Source organism: Streptomyces sp. NBC_01224 (assembly GCF_036002945.1).
Lineage (GTDB): Bacteria > Actinomycetota > Actinomycetes > Streptomycetales > Streptomycetaceae > Streptomyces.
Map to the genome: position 1 here is coordinate 371,546 of NZ_CP108529.1, position 18,580 is coordinate 390,125.

Consider the following 18,580-nt stretch of genomic DNA (forward strand, 5'->3'; position numbering starts at 1 on the left):
GACTGGTTGCCTTACTTGCCTGCACCATGAGCAGGCCACTGACCAGCGAATGAGCTTGACAACCCTAGATAACGATCGTTTCCGGTAGGTCCCATGCGCTGCGGCACTGGTTAGCGCTGATCAGTGCCTGTTTCGGGGTTCAGACTCAGGCTCGGATCGGATCGACCTTGTTGTCAGGGTGGGCGGCGTGGAGGAATCGCGTCGCGGTCACGTTGGAGACTCCGGAGACCCGCATGAGGCGGATCGGGTCTTCGGTCTCCCGGGCCTCGTCGAGCAGCCGGTCCTGGCGGAGCTTCCTCGCGCTGATCCCAATTGAGAGCATGCCGGCCATCGCTGACGGGCCGGCGGGCTGACTGGTGCTGTAGCTGCAAGCAGGGGCCGGCTGCTGTTCTACAGCCCGGCTCCGGGGTCGTCCGTGTCCACGGTCCGCAGCGGCCGGTGGCCCCGGTCGTCGAGCTGGGCGAGTTCGCGCTCGTAGTCGACGGTGATGGAGCCGTAGTAGTTGACCACCGAGCTACGGGCCGGGGAGATGTGCGCCAGGACCTCGGCGTCCACCTCGCGGCCGGCGGTACGTAGTTCATCGACGGCCAGGCCCATGTACTCGGTGTGCCAGCAGACCACGCTGTTGGTCACGACGGTCAGGCACCACGCCTGCTCGTTCTGCTGCTCGGGCTGGCGCCGGGCGACCTTGCCCTCACGGGCGTAGTGGAGCTGGCGGCGCAGGGCGTGCAGGGACTCGCCCTTGTTCAGCTGGCGGGCGATCTTGCGGCGGTAGCCCTCCTCCGACAGGTACTTTGCCGCATAGATCGTTCTGCGGATTGCCCCGTACTCCTTGAGCGCGGCGGCCAGCGCGTTCTGCCGGGAGGACGCGGACAGCTTGCCGACGATCAGGGACGCGGTGGCGTGCCCGTACTTCAGCGAGCCCGCCAGACGGAGCAGGTCGTCCCAGTGGTCGGCGACCAGGTTCAGGTTGGCCTTCTTGGTCAGCAGCGGCCCGGCGGTCGGGAAGCGTTCCTCATAGTCGGCCTTCGCGCCCATCCGGTACAGGGTGATTTTGCCCAGGTCGCGGATGCGGGGCGAGAGCTGCTTGCCGACCAGGTCGAAGAGCCCGATGTTGACCAGGGTCACGCCGTGCGTATCGGTCGCGTGCTCGCTGATCGGCAGGTCGGTGGCGTTGCCGAGGATTTCGTCCAGCACGTAGTGGGCCTCGCGGTGGGTGGCCACGATGACCTTGGTGCCGAAGGTGGAGTGCTGGTCGGAGACGTGGGTGTAGGTGGAGATGCCCTCCGAGACGAAGTACTTGTTCAGGTGCCGGGCGGTGATCGACTTGCCCCGGGTGGGGAACCGCTGCCCGTCGGAGGAGGACAGTGTGCCGGAGCCGAACATGGTCGTCATCGGCAGTCTGTGGTGGTAGTTGACCAGGCAGACGTTGGCCTCGCGCAGTGTCTCCTCCCGGATGTACCACTCCGCGGTCCACGCCAGCACGTCGTACGGGATGCCGCAGGACGCGGCCATCCCGTGCAGTCCGAGGTTGGTGGAGAGCCCGATCAGGCAGGCGATCAGGTTCCTTTTGAGCTGCGGGGAACGGGCCTGCTTGCCGCTGGCGTGGGTGAAGCAGTCCAGGTACCCGGTGTGCCGGTCCATCTCCACCAGCAGCGAGGCGATCGGCACGTTCGGCAGCATCTTCTCCAGCTCGCCGTGCAGCTCCTCGGCCTCGGACGGGATGTCCTCCGCCGTCAGCGGCGAGATCACCAGCTCACCGGCATCGTTGAGGCGCACGGGTCCGTTGCCATGCTTGAGGACCCCCTCCAGGTCGGCGAGGGACTCGTCAAGTTCTTCCATCACCAGCGGCAGGGCCTCGGAGAAGTCGGGGCTCTTGCCGACCAGGCGGCAGAACTCCGCCCGGTGCGTCTCCCACTGGGCGGGCTTGAACAGGTAGGCGGCGGGGTTGTCGTAGCGACGGGAACCCGGCACGTACACGTCCCCCGACCGCAGGCCGTCGCGCAGCGCGAGCAGCGTGCACAGCTCCCAGTAGTGCCGGTAGGCGGTCGCATCACCCTTCGCCGCGGCCTCATCCAGGTAGCCCTGCCACCGGGTCGGCACGAACAGCGCGGGGGCGCCTTCGGGGACATTGCGGGCGCCGGTGGCGTTCAGCTCCCGCAAGATCTCCAGGGCCTCGATCAGCGGCTTCGCCTCGGTGCCGCCTCTGAACCGCACCGTTTCCAGGACCTTCGGGGCGAACTGTCGGATGTAGGTGTAGGAGCCGTCGAGTAGCGCCAGGTGCCCGTGGTCGCGCGGCAGCCGCACGGTGGCCCCGGCGTGCGCGGCCCGCAGTCGGCTCATGCCGATCTCCCCGCGCAGCAGCGTCCCGACCTCCTCGTCCGGGATACCCGTGTCCGCGAGGACGGGCAGGATCTCGTCCAGCAGGGCGAGCCGGTCCTCCGACCGCTTGGCCCGCTCGGCGAGCACCTCGCGCAGCTTGATCTTCGCCCGCGACTCCGAGCCAGACAGGGTCTGGTCGAAGAGCTGCACCACAGAGTCCAGGACATCGACCGCGGGCTGCGCCAGCAGCGTGAGCAGGATCGGGTGACGCCGGTTGGGCTCGCGCCGCACAAGAGCCTGCGCCGTCAGACGGCGGCCGATCTGAGCCAGGTAACGGCGGCGTTCGGCGGGCAACGCGGACAGATCCAGTGCGTCGGCGCCCAGCCCCCGCAGGAACAGCAGCTTCTCGACCTCACCCTTCACGCTCGCCGGCGACCCCTGCACCGGACCCGTCACCATCCAGTGCAACCGCGTCGAGCCCAGCGCCGGCTCGACCACCAGCAACCCGTCCAGCCCCCGCACCTGCTCGCCGGTGAGCAGGTGGGCCACCCGGCCGTGGGTCTCCTTCTCCGCGGCCTTGCGCGCGCTGGCGACCTTCTCCAGCAGCGAGACGACACCCGGCCGGATCACCTTCACCGAGCGAAGGTACTCACACCCCAGCCGGAACAGCAGGCTTGGGGAGTCGTGTTCCATCGCGCGGGCCAGCAGGAACTCGTCCAGCGCTTTGAACTCGATCGCTTTCGCGGGCTTCCGCGACAGGTACTCGGCAATCTCCCGCAAGTGATCCGTGCGGGTCTGCCCACGCTCTCCGTAGCCCGCCAAGCCGGCGACGGAGACCCCGAGCTGCCTCGCCAGACGCCCCACCGCCGCAGGCGGCGCGGAGGGGACGTCGTCGGGAACGAACCCCAGCCAGGGCAGAGTCGAGAGCTGAACGGCGGCACCGAGTACGTTCTGGGCCCGGCGGAACTTGCTGAGGAACGCCTGATCGGCCGAGGTGAGCGTGAAGTAGCGGATCAGCTCGTCCTTGCCGATCGCGGGGAAGGACCGTAAGCCCTCCAGCTCCTCATCAGAAAACACCCGCGTGGCCATCGGCCCCTCCCGCCCCATTCGATCAGCACAGTCGGGCACCACCGATACCCGGCCGGGAGGCGCGGGCAGACGAAAACCCCCGAACTGGCGGCGCCAGGGCGGGGTTGCTCTACTCTCCCGCGCTCGTGACGCGAGCTGGTCCCTCATCGCACAGGTTCACCATGGTCGGATCGGCCTTGATCTGCTTCGAGCACCGCACCGAGCACCGCGGCCGACAGCTCATCCGGCTACTCCTCGGACTCGAATCAGGCCAGATCAGGAGCCGCTGCACGGCATAGCGTTGTTTTTTCGGCGAGAACTACTTGGACCCCAGGAGGAGGTGCCCGCTCGATCCTGGCGGCTTCATTGACACGCTTTAGGGATTGCGCAATCGGGGAACCATTGTGAGGACACACTGAGCGCATTTCGCCAACCAAGGAAGACTCGTGGACCGTCCGAATCACCTACAGGCAGAAGACCTGCCCTCGTTCGAGCGCATCCTGGATCACGCACTGAACTCCCCCGCGATCCAGAACGAGAGGCGCCGCACTCCCAGGCCTCTCAACAATGAACAACTGCGCACCCGGGCACTCGGCGCGCGCACCGCCATCGCCGCCTCGGCCGCTGCCGAATACCGCGCATACCGTCAGATGCTCGCAGCCTCGGCCCCATCGGGCGCGGCGCTTCGTCGTGCACGGCGCGAGTCCGACGGCGCGGCAGCCAACACAAGCAGCACGCTGCATGCGGTGGCCGTTCTGGTACCGGGGCTGTCCGCCACGGCTGCCGCGGTCTTCGGCTTGATCGGCTTCGCGTTTCGGGCTGTTGACAGGCACTCACATCTCGCCGACGTCATGCTCCTCGCCGGTCTGGCTGCGACAGGGGTCGCGGTAGTGACTGTGCTGGCCGGTCTCGTCTGGATGCTGGTGGCAGCGGCGCGCAACCGCTCGACGGCCGGTGGTACGGATCCCGAGGTGGACCACGCGCGTGACGCGTGGCAGGAGGCACTGCTCGAACGCGGGATTCTGCCCTTCCTGTCCAACTCGCTGCAGGTCGTGAGCCCTGAGGACGCCGACCATCCGGATATGACGGACACATCACGTGCGGCAGGCGGCGCGAAGGGGGTTCCGGAGCCGCGCAGGCGGCCGGGTTTCAGTGCTCCCGACTTTTCGAGTCCCGACTTCACTGGCCCTGAGCTACCTGGAGCGGACTGATCACATCGGGACGATGCCCGACCCGCCGCTCATCGTGCCGCGCTCCTCCCGGCGAGATGCGCCGCCTCCGCCTGCACGGGCCGCCCGAGAACATCCGGGCCGGCCGTCGCGATGACATCCACCCGATCCGCCGAGTCAAGGTGGAGCAGCAGACCCACCATGGGTGAACCTCTCAGTACCAGCCGTGCCACTGCCCGCCCACAGTTGTCGATCCTGGGGTCGGGGTCGGCAAGGTGACCGAAGTGGTCCTGCTGCTCCTCGCCCTCGCCCTGACCCTTGCATGTGCGGTGTTCGTCGCGGCCGAATTCTCCCTGACCACGATCTAGCGCAGCGAGCTGGAACGCGCCGCCGAAGCCGGCTGGCGGGAGCGCAAGTGCGCGATCACGGCATCGTCGCTCTTGCCCCGGTCGATCGCGTCGAGGATCGCCTCAGCGGTGAAGGCGGGCCCCGTGGTGTCCGCTTCGGCGATGACGTGCCGGGCGGGCCAGGGGCGGTCGGTCTGCGAGACCGCGATGTCCAGGACACAAGAGACGGGGCACCCGCCCCTACTTGGAGTGAGACGAACACAGGGCAGACCTTCTGTGGGTGACGCCCCTGCTTCCCATCAGCGACTGGTGCTCCCGAATGCCTCTCACCCCAGTGACCCACAGGCGGCACACCGGACGCCGACAATAAATCTTGTCTTGACAAAATTCTTTGTCGGAAGGATTCTGGAACGGTGCTGGACGTCGCTGTGATCGAAGAACCCGCCGCGGCCGAGGCGTCTCTGGACCCGATACGGTCCCGGATCCTCGCCGCCCTGGCCGAGCCCGGCTCGGCCGCCATGCTGGCCGTCCGCCTGGGGCTGCCCCGGCAGAAGGTCAACTACCACCTGAAGGAGCTGGAGCGTCACGGGCTGGTCGAGCTCGCCGAGGAGCGGCGCAAGGGCAACGTCACCGAGCGGGTGTACCGCGCCACCGCCGCTTCCTATGTGATCTCCCCCAGCGCCTTGGCCGCCGTCAGCCCGGACCCCACCCGGTCTCCCGACCGGCTCTCCGCCCACTGGCTGCTGGCGCTGGGAGCCCGGCTGGTGCAGGAGGTCGGGGCGCTGCTGACCGGCGCGGCCCGAGTTCGGCGACGGGTCGCCACCTTCGGCATCGACGCCGAGGTGCGGTTCGCCTCCGCGGCCGACCGGACGGCCTTCGCCGATGAACTGGCCCAGGCGGTGGCGACCCTCGTCGGCCGCTACCACGATGAGGCCGCCCCAGAAGGCCGGAGCCATCGAGTGATCGTCGGGCTCCACCAGATCCCCTCACCGCAGCCCGGCCCTGACGCGAACGCGGCCGGCCCGCAGCAGCAGTCCGGGGGGACGCACGAGACCGAACCCGAAGCAGGACAGGACAACGCACCATGACGCACCCGTTCGAGATCGAGCTGGAAACAACCCTGCCGACGGGCCCGGAACAGGTCTGGGAAGCGATCGCCACGGGACCAGGGATCGACTCCTGGTTCATGGGCCGCAACGAGGTGGAGCCACGCGAGGGCGGGGCCGCGGCCATGGAAACCGGGGGCCACCGGGAGGAGGCGGTGGTCACGGCCTACGAGCCCGGCAAACGCTTCGCGACCCGCACGGCCACCGCCGAGGACGGCCGGTTCATGGCCTTCGAGTACCTGATCGAGGGGCGGGACGGCGGCAGCACCGTGCTCCGCGTCGTCCACAGCGGCCTGCTCGGCGACGACTGGCAGGACGAGTACGACGCCCTGCGCCGCGGCTGGCCCTTCCACCTCCACACGCTCCGGGAATACCTGACGCACTTCCCCGGACGCACCGGCGTTCCCGTCTTCGCCCTGGCGCCGACCGGCGGGAGATCGGCGCTGGAGGTGCGGGCGGCACTCGGCCGAGGGCTGTCGCTGCCGAGCCCGATCCCCGTGGGCTCGCAAGTACACGCCGCGCCGGCTGGTCTGCCGCCACTGGATGGCGAAGTGGTCTGGTCCGACGACGAGCGCATGGAGCTCCGCACCGCCGACGGGATCTACACCTTCCACCACGGCTCCGGCATGGCGCTGATGTTCCACCACCTGTTCGGCCCGGACACGGACGGCGCCGAGGCCGCCTGGCAGCGGTGGCTGACCGGACTCCTCAGCTGACCTCCGCGAGCCGCTCAGAACGCCCGTCCGCACGACGTGTGCCAGATCCCGGTGCAACCGGAAAAGCTGCCTGATGCGGCGCTCCGGGATCCATCATCACTAGATCTCTGCCGTCTCGAACACGACCGAAGCGGCAGCAAGCAACCGAAAACCGAACACGAGACACCAAGGAAATCTCATGCGTACCCTGATCAGCACCGCCTTCATCTCGCTTGACGGCGTAGTGGAGGGCCCCGGCGGCGAACCGGGCTACCGAAACTCTGGATGGACCTTCAAGGACGTCGAGTTCCTCCCCGAGGCGTTCGAAATCAAGGGACGGGAGCAGAAGGAATCCACCGCGATCCTCATGGGCCGGGTCAGCTACGAGGCGTTCAGCCCGGTGTGGCCGGACATGGAGGAATTCGCCGACTACAAGTCGATGCCGAAGTACGTCGTCTCCACCACCCTCACCGACGACGACCTTGTCTCGAACTGGGGCGAGACCACCATCCTGCGCTCGCTCGACGAGGTGGCCGCGCTGAAGGAAACCGAGGGAGGCCCGATCATCATCCACGGCAGCGCCTCCCTCAACCACGCCCTGTCCGACGCGGGCCTGATCGATCGCTACCACCTGCTCGTCTTCCCGCTGTTGCTCGGCGCCGGCAAGCGCCTGTTCAGCACCACGGACAAGGACACCCAGAAGCTGAAGCTGGTCGAGTACGAGGCGTACTCCAACGGCCTGCAGAAGAACGTCTTCGACGTCGTCCGCTGACAAGGCTTTGACTCTCGCCCTGCCGTCGCCTCCTCATACGCGACACTCGCGGAGACACTCGCTCGGTGCCCAGGTCGACGGCGAGGTTCTTGAGGGCGGCCCCCAGCTTGGGCAGCAGGTCGCGCTGCGCGTCCACCAGCTGCCGGTACTGGCGGACCGTCTCCTGCCCGACGATGATGGCGTCAGGGGTCCTGCCGAGTTCCGCGAGCAGGAACGCGTAATTGGCCAGGGACTGGGCGAAGCTCGGCCCGTGGGTGGCGGGCTCCGCTGCCGCAAGGGACCGGAACGCGGCGACGGCCTCCGCAGCCGTCGCAACCGCCCGATCCCCGCGCCTCAGGTCTGCGAGCGTCGCGGCATAGTCGTTCAGAGTGGTGGCAAGCAAGGGCAGATATCCGTCGGGGGCATCGACTGCGAGCCTGCGGTAGACGGCAATTGCTTCCCGCTGGTGTTCGGCGGCCTCCTTGATGCGGCCGGCGATCACCAGCCTCGACGCATGGTTGTTGAGAGCAGCGGCGAAATACGGCAGATGGATGTCGGCCGCCTTGCGTTCGAGCCCTCGGTACAACTCCACGGACTTCTTGGACGCGTCGATGGCCTCCGTCAGCCGGCCAAGGTCCGCCAGCCAGGCGCCGAGGTTGTTGAGGCAGCCGGCGAGCGCCTCGGTATAGGCGGGGACATCCGGGTTCGCCTCGATGAGTGCACGGTACGCGGCGCATGCTTCGGCGAGCACGGCGATCGCCTGGTCAGCACGGCCTGCGCCGGCGAGCTGGGCGCCGAGTTCATGCAGGACGGTCGCGAGGTCTGCCAGGTGGACGTCGGGGCTCGCCGCTGCCAGTTCGCGGTGGAGGGCCACTGCTTCGCGCCTGGCCTTGAGGGCCGGTGTGCTGCGACCACGCTTCATCAGATGGTCGGCCTGGTTGCGCAGAGCGGTGGCGAATTCGCGTGTGCGGAACTCCGGCTTCTTCTGACGGAGAGACCGATAGGCATCGACCGATTCCCCCACGGCCCTCAGTGCTTCTTTCGGCCGACCCGCTGAGGCGAGCAGCACGGCCAGGTCGTTCAGGTAGCCCGCAAGGGAATCCTCGTAGCTGCCCGGTTCGGTGCGGGCAAGACGGCGATGAATCCTGATGGCCTCCTCCAGGGCGCCCACGGCCTCATCCGTGTGCCCCAGCTCTTCATGGGCCTGGGAAAGAGTGCAGAGATAGGTGGCGAGGTCGGCCCCGTGAGCGTGGAAATGTTCCCGCAGGAGGACGCGATGGATTTTGACAGCCACGATGCTCGTTGCCAGTGCCTCGTCCGATCGGCCCAGCATCCTCAGGGAATTGGAGAGGTTGTTCAGGCTCATGGCGAAGTCGGCTGTGTGGGTACCGGGATGCAGGCGCTCAAGCTCACGGTAGAGGTCCACGGCCTCTTCGGCGGCGAGCAGTCCCAGGTCGTAGCGTCCCAACTTGCCGAGGAGGACAGCGACGTTGTTGAGGCTGCCCGCAACCTTGGCCCCATGTATCCGGGGTCGGACCCACTCAAGCTCACGATGGAGGGCGAGTGTCTCCTCGGCCAGGGTCAGAGCGTCTTCTGTTCGGCCGATTTCATCGAGCACATTGGCAAGGCTGCTCGTGCACATGGCCAGATCGGCGCGATGCACACCCGGAAGGATGCGCTCCAGGTCACGACAGAGGTTGACGGCTTCCGTGGCAGCGGCCAGCGCGTCAGGGGGGAGTGCGAAGGATAGAGCGCACAGAGCCACTCCCGGACCGCGGCCCGGCGGTCGTACGTCGTGCCGTCGCGCGGGGCGAGGCCGGGCAGCCGTCCCAGCACGGTGTCTGCCTCGCTCTGGTTCTCCGCACCCATGAGGAGGGCCGCGACCAGCGCCTCGCTCAGTGTGGCCGACAGCGGCCCCAGCCCGTGCGCGGCCGCGGTGGTCTCCCAGTAGCGGCGTTCGTGGACCAGGAGACGGTCCTCGATCGTCTTGCCACCCGGGGACACGGGGCTGCCCGAGGCGGCCGGATCGGCGTCGCCCGCGGCGTCTAGCAGATCGGCCAGAGCCGTCATATGGAGCGTGAGAGCGCCTCCGAATCCGGGTTCATCCAGGTTGGGTGTGGCCAGTCGAGCGGCGACGCCATGCCAGTCGTGGTGGTCCCAGCCCGAAACCCGGGGAAGGTTGCGGGCGAAGCTGTCGACTGCCTCCCGGTACGCCAACAGCCGGGAGCTGCCGGCCTCGGGCTCCAGGGCCTCCAGCTCAGCGACGGGCGTGGCATCCAGGACGTCCTCCACGCGGCTGTCGTGGGTGCCGCTCTGGAGGGCGGTCCACCAGTCGCCGGCCGTGCGTGCCAGGAGAAGAATCTTGAACGCTGTGCTGCCGCTGCCGCCGCGTCGTAACGCGGTCTCGATGAGGGACAGGGCCTGTGGACCGCAGGTCTCCGCGTAGTCGACCACGACCAGCACCGGCCGTGCGGCACCAGCCAGTTCTCCGAGGTCGGCCGGTGGCACCTCGGGCCGCACCCACAGCACGGTGTACTGCCCTGCACCAAGCCGGTCCGCCACGTACTGGGCAAGTCGGGTCTTCCCCTGCCCGCCCGGGCCATGGACGAGACAGGTGCCGAAGCCGGGCTGTTCTGCCCAGGCCAGCAGTCGACCAACGAGCTGCTCACGTCCGCGGAAGGGCACGATCTGGCGCTGCGCGTGCAGGAGGCGCGCCAGAGAGGCCAGCGGGGCGTCGGCCAGCAGCGGCGGATGACCGAGTTGCTGCCACTCCGCCGCCTCCAGCGACAAGGCGATCCCAGGTGCGTATTCCTCCAGCGCCGCCCGGAAGTCCGGGATGCCGAGCAGCAGATAGGCGGGCACTGCTTCGAGGACGCCGTGCGCACGCCCCTGGGGATCCGCGGCAATGACGCCCATCAGCAGATCGGCACTGAACAGAGCGCCACCCGAGAGGCCCCCCCCCAGGGGGAAGCCCCGTCCGCACGGGGAGCGGGCGGATGGCCGTCGACATTCATCACATAGCGGTTGCCGATGGAACGGTCGCCGAAATTGAGGGTGCCGACCGGGTGGAGGTAGTCGTTCGGCCGGCCCTTCTGCTGCACCATATTCGGCAGGCCCCACGTCTCGCGGGGGTGCCCGGGTGCTGCTGGCCAGGCGCCCCCAACGCGTACCGGACGAAGAGCACGGGGGAATCCAGGAGGGATCGTCCACCAGCACGAGGGCTGCGTCGTCGCGGCCCTCGGGTGTACCTCGCCAGACGACGCGTGCCGTGCACGGTGGGCGTCCGTGCTGGAAGACCGTCACCTGGTTGCCGGGCTCGGGACAGACGTGTGCGCTGGTGAGCACCAGATGCGCGGCGACCGCGTAGCCGGAACCGGGCTTTCCTCCGGGGCCGTTCACTCCGACGACCCGCGACTGCTCCATCCTCGAATCCCCCCCTGGCGCTGTTGCCCAGTCGGGAATGTAGCCGCTCAGGTCCCCGGGACCTTCCTCCCGGTCCGCGCTGCCGTGGACGTACAGGTCGCCGCCGTCGGACTTCTGCGGCGTCAGCGAGATCTTGACCCGGTGCGTGTCGCCCTTGGCCGCGCCGAGCTCGGTGCCCGCCGTCACCACCCACGCCTTGAAACCGGCCTTGGCCTTCACGTCCTTCCGCAGCTCCACGGCGAACTCGAGTTCCACCTCACCGACCTTGAACTGCACCTCCTTGTCGGCTCCTTGTACCGGCCGCCGCCAGCAGCTCGTCGCGCACGGCGGCAACCGCCTTCGCCAACTCGATCTCCATGATTGGCCTTCCTGCCGCGGCAGCCCCCTCGGCCTGCAATCTCTGGCGAGACAACGGTAGGGGAAGCGCGCCGAACTCCCGACGCCCGGGTCCGGCCGCCCGGTTGAAGCCGTGACCGGGTCAGGCGGGTTCCCTGCCGCCCGGGCCGAGGCGGAAGGGGGCGTGGGCGTCCGTCATGAGACTTGCGTACGCGGCGACGCGCAGGACCCAGCGGTGGATGCCGAGGCCCGGGAGCACCTGTGCGGCTCGCACCGGATGAGTACGACCTCGCCGACGGAGCACGGGCGCGGCGTGGCCGTTGGACCATCGACGCCCTCCTGGACGCGGTGCCCGCCGCCGAGGACGCCCATGTCACCACGAACGGCGCGGCAGCGCTGGTACTCATCGCGACCGCCCTCGCGCAGGCCCGCGAGATCACCGTCAGCCGGGGCGAACTCATCGAGATCGGCGACGGATTCCGTCTTCCGGACCAGCTGACCAGCACGGGCGCCCGACTGAGGGAGGTCGGCACCACCAACCGTACCCACCTCGCCGACTACGCCGCCGCGGTCGGCCCCGGCACCGGGTGGACACAGCTGCCGTCCGGAGTGACGGCGGCCTTCGCCGACGTCCCCGGTCACCACCGGTTCATCACCAACATGCTTGCGGGAGTCGGCCCCGTGCCCGCCGTCCTGCTCGTCATCGCGGCTGACGAGGGCTGGTCGCGACAGACCGAGGAGCACGTGGCAGCGCTGACGGCCCTGAATGTGCGTCACGGCCTGATCGCCGTGACCCGCACCGACCTCGCCCCACCGGAGACACATTCTGATGCGGACCGTGGCGTCTGCGAGCTGCGGGAACACGCTCTGGAGAACGCCGTCGGGATTCTGCGCGACGCGGCCTGACGGCAAGTCTCCCGCGTTCAACGGCGCCATGCCCGCCGTCTGCGAACGTATGGGCTGATCCGCGACCGGCTATCGGGCCGCCATTTGCCACGTTTGCCGGTAATGGCGGAATTCACAGCGAGGGCATCACCGACGATTTTGCGCCTGCGCCATTGGAAGATATTTCCTGTGATTCATGTCACATCATCTTCGTAAATGATCACGTCTTCGCGTGTCCACATCCTGGGATCACTGTGAAAGGATGCCGACGTGCCGTCCTCGGCCAAAGTAAAAACGTTCATCCGATCCATCGATCGTCTGAATCAAATGCGGGAGGGCGAGAATGCCGAGAGTGATCGTCATCGGATATCGAGGCGATCTCGACCGGGCGCTGCGACGTCGCGGCCTGGATCCTTTCTATGTGGTCCAGGCACCCATGGGTGCGCCGGACGACCGGGAATCCTGCTGGGTCGCCGATTTCGAGAACGCTCAGGAAGTGCTCCGTGCAGTGCTCGCCCGACGGCTAGACAATATCGCCGGCGTCTTGTCCGTCCATGAAATGGGAGTGTTCACCGCGGCCTATCTGCGGCAGCAGCTGAGGCTTCCTGGAAATACGGATTCGCGCACCGTTCTCTCTTTCCGCGACAAGTACCTCCAGAAAAGCAGACTTCTCCCCGAGGTCCGGCGGGCGCGTTGTCGACATGTACCGAAGGGCACTTCTTACCAGGAACTCATCGACGACCTGGGCAAGATTTTCGTGGTCAAGCCGGCGACCGGGGCCGGCGCTCTGCGCACGAACATCATCCGTTCCGCGGAGGAGTACGAACGCGCCCTCGCGCTCTTCTCGGGGACGTCGGACGTGGAGATCGTCGCCGAGTCGTTCATCGACGCGCCGGAGGTCTACATCGACGGCATTTGGAGAGACGGTGAGCTCCAGTGGTCGTCCATGGGCCGCTACCACGAAGCACCGGTCGACGCCGCTCACGACGGGACCCTCGCCGCTTGGGTGCTGGACAGAAGGCTCCACACCGGGTTGTTCCAGCAGGCCGAGACGATCGTCCACCAGGTCCTCGGGAGCCTCGGCGCCCCCGATTGCGTCTTCCACTTGGAGATTTTCGAGGAAGAAACGGACCTCACATTCGGCGAGTGCGCCATCCGGCTTCCCGGTGGGCTTTCCCCACAGGTCAATGAATTGACTTACGGTGTCGACCTGTTCGACGCCGAGATCAGCCTGGCGCTCGGTGAACCGCCGACCCAGATGGGGCGCGACGGAGCGCCCGACCGTTTCTATGGATTCGTCCTCCTGCGGCGCCCCGACAGCGGCCACCTGACCCAGGAGGATTTCGAGCGCGCCTTCCGGTTCGACCAGATCCACTACGACTCGTCACCCGACGCGCCGGTCGGTCCCTACGGCCGTATCGGCCAGGCGATCGTGTCCGACCCGGACGAATCCAAACTGGAGAAGACGATTCACGACATCGTCCGATTCAACGCGACCGGCGGAACATAAAGGGCGCCTTCGGCCCGTAGAAGCGCCCTCGCCAGCTGTCCGCAGCACGTTCATCAACCGTCCGCTCGCCAGGGAAAGTGTGGCCCACCTCTGTCCGCTTTTCCATTCCCTTCGACCGGAGGTCATCTTTCCATGCCGGAAACACGTCATGTCGCGACGCTTCCCGACCTCTCGATCGTGCGGCGCTCGACACATCCCGCGGTGTCACCTTCGTCGGCGGCTCATTCCTTTCCTACGCGGAATTACGGGAGTCCGCCGCGCGCATTGCGCAAGGACTGCGCGACGACGGCACCGTCCCGGGCGACCGCGTGCTGATATCGGCCACCGAGACCGAGCATTTCTTCCCCGCTTTCTGGGGCTGCGTGCTGAGCAGCGTCGTGCCGTGCCCGGTCGCCTCGACGGCCGATCCGGCGCGGTGGCGCGGCCAGTTGGAGCATCTGCGGACGCTGCTCGGCGACCCGCCGGTGATCAGCTCCAAGGAGGCCCCTCGCGAACTACCCGATGTGGGCCTGCGATCGGTGACCGTCGAGGAGCTGAGCCATGCAGCGGCCGGGCCACAGCCGCTGCACACGCCCGCCCCGGACAGCCTCGCCCTGCTGATGCTCACCTCCGGGTCCACCGGGGCGAGCAAGGCCGTCCGGCTCACCCACGCCAATCTCCTTGCCGCGCAAGCCGGGAAGGCGGGGGCGCTCGACCTCGGACCCGGCGACACCTCGTTGAACTGGATCTCGGCCGACCACATCGCCGCCATCGAGGCCCATCTGCTGCCCATGTTCAACGGAGCGGCCCAGGTCATGACGGACCCGGCCACGGTCCTCGCCGACCCCCTGGAGTTCCTCCGGCTGATCGCCGCGCATCGCGTGCGGGTGACCTTCACCCCCAACTTCCTGTTCGGGCAGCTGAATCAGGCGATTGCACAACAACCGCTTACGGATGGCGAGTTGGACCTGTCGCACGTCCGGCACATCATCTCCGGCGGCGAGGCCACCGTGACCGCCACCGTGCGGAGCTTCCTGGCGGCGCTCGCCCCGTACGGGCTGCGCGGCGACGTGGTCGTGCCCGCCTTCGGAATGACCGAGACCTGCGCGGGCAGCGTGTTCAACCGCGACTTCGCCGCCCGCGACCTGGCCTCGGAGTTCCCGCCACTCGGACGCCCCGCGCGCGGTCTGGAGATCCGTGTCGCGGGGGGAGACGGCACCGTGCTGTCCTCCACGCGGCAGCCCGGCTGCACCAAGCCGGGAGAGGTGCAGCTGCGCGGCACGATGGTCACCAGCGGGTACTACGGGAACGAGACGGCCACCGCCGAGGCGTTCACCAAGGACGGCTGGTTTCGCACCGGGGACCTCGGACGCCTGGACACCGACGGCCGGTTGACACTCGTCGGCCGCACCAAGGATTCCGTCATCGTCAACGGCGTCAACTACTACAGCCACGACCTGGAAGCGGCCCTCGACGAACTGGACGGCGTGCGGCGCGGGCACGTCGCCGCCTTCCCGGTCCGGCCCGAAGGCGCCGACTCCGAACAGCTCGCCGTCGCCTTCGTCCCCGCCGACGACGCGACGGACGAGACGTCCCTGTACCGAACGCTCGTCGCGATCCGCAGCTCCACGGTCATGCACTGGGGATTCAGGCCGCATCTGATCCTGCCCGTCGCCGAGTCGGACATCCCCCGCAGCAACCTCAACAAGATCCTGCGGGCGTGCCTGCGCGCCGCCGTCGAGGCCGGTGACCTGGACGCCGCGGCCCACCGCGCGGACGAGGTGAGCGCCCGGTTCCTCAGCGACCACGTGGCTCCGGAAGGCGACGTCGAGACCACGCTCGCCGAGGCCTACGCCCGCGTACTGAACATCGAGCAGGTGCCCGCGACCGTCAGTTTCTTCGATCTGGGCGGCACCTCGCTCGACGTGCTGCGACTCAAGCTGCAGATCCAGGCGGCGTTCGGCATCGCGACGTACCGATGGCGACGCTGCTGCAGGCGCCGACCGTGCGCGCGCTCGCCCGCCGGCTGACCTGGAGGAGGCGTAGTCGAAGGCCCGTTTCGGCGCGGGAGAGTGTCCCCGAAAAGTTCGACGGAGGTGGCGAGGGTCCGCTCCGCCAGCGCATACAGGGATTCCGAAGTCAGCCCGAGGCGCGCCCTGCTGATGGCCAGCGCCCGCAGCTCCTTGGACCGCGACACCAGAGCCTGTACCAGGTCGGCGGCGCCGTGGACGACCTGCTCGCGGTTGTCGGCTACCAGCAGAACGGCGCCGGGGCCCAGTGCTCCGACGACGGCCTCGACAAGATCCCCGCCCCCGGCGAATTGCCGACTCTCCCCGACCCCGATCGCCGATGCAACCTCCCCTGCCACATTGTCGTCAGCGGTGACACCGGCGAGCGGCACGAAGTGCACCACCCACTGTTCGGCGGCTGACGGCATACGCGAGCCGGGTCTTGCCGAGACCGCCGGGGCCGATGACATTGACGACCCGTGCGGTGCGCGGCAGCCCGGTCACGGCGTCGATGGCGCTTGACAGGGACCTCCAGCTTCTTCCCGGTCAAGGTGCGCGGCACGGCAGCTATCGGAACGATGACATCCGGAACGTGCCAGGTGAGAGCGTGTGTTTGATCGACGTCGTGATGGCAATCCGAAGTGCGTCGTCGACGGACTCCCCTTCGGCGAGGACGACGAAAAGCGGCATGACGTATCGACTGTCCGGCAGTTCGGCGCCGATGACCGGACTGTCTGCGATCTGGGGAAGCTGCTCGACAACGGCGTAGATGTCGGCGGACCCCATCCGCACGCCCATGCGGTTGAGTGTTGAATCCGAACGTCCCGCCACCACGACCGACAGGTCCGGTTCGACCGTGACCTAATCGCCGTGCCGCCAGATTCCGGGATAGACATCGAAGTAGCTCGCCAGATAGCGCTGGTTCTCCGGGTCGTTGACGAAGTGCAACGGCATCGAGCGAAGCGGTGCCGTCACCACCAGCTCCCCCTGCGCCCCGACGCACCCGACTCCCTCCTGCCCGGCACGGGGAGGAGGGAGAGTGAGGCGAGGCCGTCGCCGGTCAGGCGGACATGTCGGACGAGGCTCGGCCGAGCTCGCGGACGAACTCCTCCGCCCGGGGCCATGCGCCGTAGCCGGAGGCAGGGTTGAGGTGTCCGACCGGGCCGAGGTCAACGAGGCGGCTCCCCCATGCCCTGGCGAGATCAGCGACGCGATCGGCAGTGGCCAGGGGGTCGTTCGTGCTCGCCGCGACGATGCTGGGGAAGGCCAGGGGTGTCCGGGGCGTCGGCGTCCAGCCGTTTTCGCGCAGGACTTCCAGGGTGGGGTAGCCCTCCGGCAGCGGTGTGTCGAAGTCCGGCGGCGCCGCCAGCAGTGCGCCCTCGACGGGACGCCGGTGTCGTTGCGCCCAGTGCACGGTGGTCATCACCCCGGCACTGTGGGCAACCAGTACGACGGGCCCGGAGATGTCCGACAGCGCCTTGTTGAGTGCGGCAACCTGGGCGTCGCGGCTCAGCCTGTCTTTCTCCAGCGGGGGAACGGTTCGGGCGTCGGCGATCTTGTTGGCGAGGGCGGTCTGCCAGTGGTCCGGCACATGATCGCGCAGTCCGGGGACGATGACGACCGTCGGCTGTGCGCTGAGACTCATGACTGCAACTCCGGGGTCTTGAGCGCCGGGCCGGTTAGCAGCCCCAGGCGGCGCAGGTCATTTTCGTAGGAGAACTTGCCGATGGTGAAGGCCACGCTGCCCGCGAGCGCGACGAGCGGGATCACCTGCAGTGCGCCGAGCAGGCCCAGGTGGTCCGCGAGCATGCCCGTCACCGCGGGCCCGGGAGCCAGCCCGAGCAGGCTGTTGGCCAGAGTAAGGGTGGCGAAAGCCGTCGCCGCAATGGCGGCGGGGGTCAGATTGGCTACCATGGCGGCCGCCGGACCGGCGGTGCCGCCGGCCACCAAGGTCCCGGCCGCGATCAACACAAGCTGCAGCGGGCCGACCGGCAAGTGGAATCCCGTCATCAACAGCACGAACGACCCGAGCGCGCAGACGATCGCAACGATCCACTTCCGGGCTGCGGCCTTCCGGCTGAGGCGGTCCGCGACGATCCCGCAGAGGATCATGCCAATGCCACTGATCAGCGCGAAGACCCCGGCGGCCAGGCCGGCCTTCGCAGGAGGCATGTCGTAGTACCGGTTGAGGAAACTGGGTATCCACGCGAGCAGGGCCATCGCGATGAACATCTGCAGCCCGCTGCCGATGTAGGCGCAGACCACGGAGACCGAGGAGAACAGCCTCGGCAGCTGGGTCCGGACGGGGGCGCGTTCCCCGGACACGGCGCTGTTGCGGATGGACGCCGGGCCCAGCCTCTTCTCGGTGACCACGAGGCCGTAGACCGCGGCCAGGACCAGTCCGAGGATTCCCATCGCGCCGAACGCCCAGCGCCAGCCATGCTCCTGGGCGATCACACCGCCGACCGACACGCCCAGCACGGATCCGAACGAACCCCCCGCCATGAAGGCTCCGGAGAGCGTGGCCCGCAAACCGATGGGGAACACGCTGAGGACCACCGCGATGCCGACGCTCCCGTAGGCCGCCTCTCCGACGCCGACCATGAACCGGCCCAGGAACATCTGGCCGTAGCTCGCGGAAATGGCACAGCCCAGGGTCGCCAGGCTCCACGCCGTCGCGGCGATGACCAAGGTCCTGACCCGGCCCCAGCGGTCCGCCAGAAGCGACAGGGGAAAGGTGAGCACTCCGACCATCAGGGCAACGATGCCGCTGAGAGAGCCCAACTCGGCATCGGAGAGCAGCCATTCGGCCTTCAACAGGGGAAAAACCGCGTTGAGGACCTGTCGCGACATGTAGTCGGACAGCAGAAGCCCAAAACCGAGGGCGAACACGAGCCAGGCATAGCTACGGGATACAGCCGGTGTGGCGGGAGACGTCCCCGGCACCGTTGTGCCGGCAGTGTGCAGTCCCATGGGCATC

13 protein-coding genes and 4 pseudogenes are annotated in these 18,580 nt (G+C 68.0%); 8 read left to right on the forward strand and 9 right to left on the reverse strand.

The window, feature by feature from the left end:
* Window positions 1-145: 145 nt before the first annotated feature.
* On the reverse strand, window positions 146-322 hold the full coding sequence (locus OG609_RS01720; RefSeq protein ID WP_327271099.1) for a hypothetical protein: 177 nt from the start codon (window positions 320-322) through the stop codon (window positions 146-148).
* Window positions 323-390: 68 nt separating this feature from the next.
* Window positions 391-3,411 (reverse strand): Tn3 family transposase, encoded by a 3,021-nt coding sequence (locus OG609_RS01725; RefSeq protein ID WP_327271100.1) that lies wholly within the window; start codon window positions 3,409-3,411, stop codon window positions 391-393.
* Window positions 3,412-3,836: 425 nt separating this feature from the next.
* Between OG609_RS01725 and OG609_RS01730 the strand changes: the two genes are divergently transcribed.
* The 4 genes from OG609_RS01730 to OG609_RS01745 all read left to right on the forward strand — a co-directional run bounded on the left by OG609_RS01730 (window position 3,837) and on the right by OG609_RS01745 (window position 7,479).
* A complete protein-coding gene (locus OG609_RS01730) occupies window positions 3,837-4,601 on the forward strand; it encodes a hypothetical protein (RefSeq protein WP_327271101.1) in 765 nt (254 codons plus the stop codon).
* Window positions 4,602-5,319: 718 nt separating this feature from the next.
* Window positions 5,320-5,994: an ArsR/SmtB family transcription factor gene (locus OG609_RS01735; protein WP_327271102.1), complete on the forward strand. Its 675-nt coding sequence runs from the start codon at window positions 5,320-5,322 to the stop codon at window positions 5,992-5,994.
* The gene (locus tag OG609_RS01740) at window positions 5,991-6,728 is read left to right on the forward strand and encodes an SRPBCC family protein (RefSeq protein WP_327271103.1); all 738 of its coding nucleotides are present in this window, start codon (window positions 5,991-5,993) and stop codon (window positions 6,726-6,728) included. The genes OG609_RS01735 and OG609_RS01740 overlap by 4 nt, the downstream gene beginning before the upstream one ends.
* 178 nt (window positions 6,729-6,906) lie before the next feature.
* Window positions 6,907-7,479: a dihydrofolate reductase family protein gene (locus OG609_RS01745; RefSeq protein WP_327271104.1), complete on the forward strand. Its 573-nt coding sequence runs from the start codon at window positions 6,907-6,909 to the stop codon at window positions 7,477-7,479.
* Here OG609_RS01745 and OG609_RS01750 read toward each other — a convergent pair.
* From OG609_RS01750 to OG609_RS01760, 3 genes are all read right to left on the reverse strand, one after another.
* Window positions 7,382-9,076, reverse strand: a complete 1,695-nt coding sequence (locus OG609_RS01750) for a tetratricopeptide repeat protein (protein ID WP_327271105.1) — start codon at window positions 9,074-9,076, stop codon at window positions 7,382-7,384. The genes OG609_RS01745 and OG609_RS01750 overlap by 98 nt on opposite strands.
* Window positions 9,040-11,157, reverse strand: coding sequence for a trypco2 family protein (locus tag OG609_RS01755; protein ID WP_327271106.1), 2,118 nt, complete (start codon window positions 11,155-11,157; stop codon window positions 9,040-9,042). The genes OG609_RS01750 and OG609_RS01755 overlap by 37 nt, the downstream gene beginning before the upstream one ends.
* 202 nt (window positions 11,158-11,359) lie before the next feature.
* Window positions 11,360-11,491, reverse strand: coding sequence for a hypothetical protein (locus OG609_RS01760; RefSeq protein WP_327271107.1), 132 nt, complete (start codon window positions 11,489-11,491; stop codon window positions 11,360-11,362).
* A 5-nt stretch (window positions 11,492-11,496) separates the two neighbouring features.
* On the opposite strand from OG609_RS01760, the pseudogene OG609_RS01765 reads away from it, so the two are divergent.
* The 4 genes and pseudogenes from OG609_RS01765 to OG609_RS01780 form a co-directional block, all read left to right on the forward strand.
* Window positions 11,497-11,805 (forward strand): annotated as a pseudogene (locus OG609_RS01765) (L-seryl-tRNA(Sec) selenium transferase); the annotation flags it as partial.
* Window positions 11,797-12,036 (forward strand): annotated as a pseudogene (locus OG609_RS01770) (GTP-binding protein); the annotation flags it as partial. The pseudogenes OG609_RS01765 and OG609_RS01770, both read left to right, overlap by 9 nt.
* A 409-nt stretch (window positions 12,037-12,445) precedes the next feature.
* The gene (locus tag OG609_RS01775) at window positions 12,446-13,612 is read left to right on the forward strand and encodes an ATP-grasp domain-containing protein (RefSeq protein WP_327271108.1); all 1,167 of its coding nucleotides are present in this window, start codon (window positions 12,446-12,448) and stop codon (window positions 13,610-13,612) included.
* Window positions 13,613-13,689: 77 nt separating this feature from the next.
* Window positions 13,690-15,621, forward strand: a complete 1,932-nt coding sequence (locus OG609_RS01780) for a non-ribosomal peptide synthetase (protein ID WP_327271109.1) — start codon at window positions 13,690-13,692, stop codon at window positions 15,619-15,621.
* A 50-nt stretch (window positions 15,622-15,671) separates the two neighbouring features.
* Here the strand turns inward: OG609_RS01780 and OG609_RS45970 are convergent.
* From OG609_RS45970 to OG609_RS01800, 4 genes and pseudogenes are all read right to left on the reverse strand, one after another.
* A pseudogene (locus OG609_RS45970) lies at window positions 15,672-16,113 on the reverse strand (AfsR/SARP family transcriptional regulator); the annotation flags it as partial.
* Between the two features lies 1 nt (window position 16,114).
* A pseudogene (locus tag OG609_RS01790) lies at window positions 16,115-16,587 on the reverse strand (acetoacetate--CoA ligase); the annotation flags it as partial.
* Window positions 16,588-16,660: 73 nt separating this feature from the next.
* A complete protein-coding gene (locus OG609_RS01795; RefSeq protein WP_327271110.1) occupies window positions 16,661-17,245 on the reverse strand; it encodes an RBBP9/YdeN family alpha/beta hydrolase in 585 nt (194 codons plus the stop codon).
* Complete coding sequence (locus OG609_RS01800) at window positions 17,242-18,573, reverse strand: MFS transporter (protein ID WP_327271111.1); 1,332 nt, start codon at window positions 18,571-18,573, stop codon at window positions 17,242-17,244. Before OG609_RS01800 ends, OG609_RS01795 begins: the two co-directional genes overlap by 4 nt.
* Window positions 18,574-18,580 lie beyond the last annotated feature (7 nt).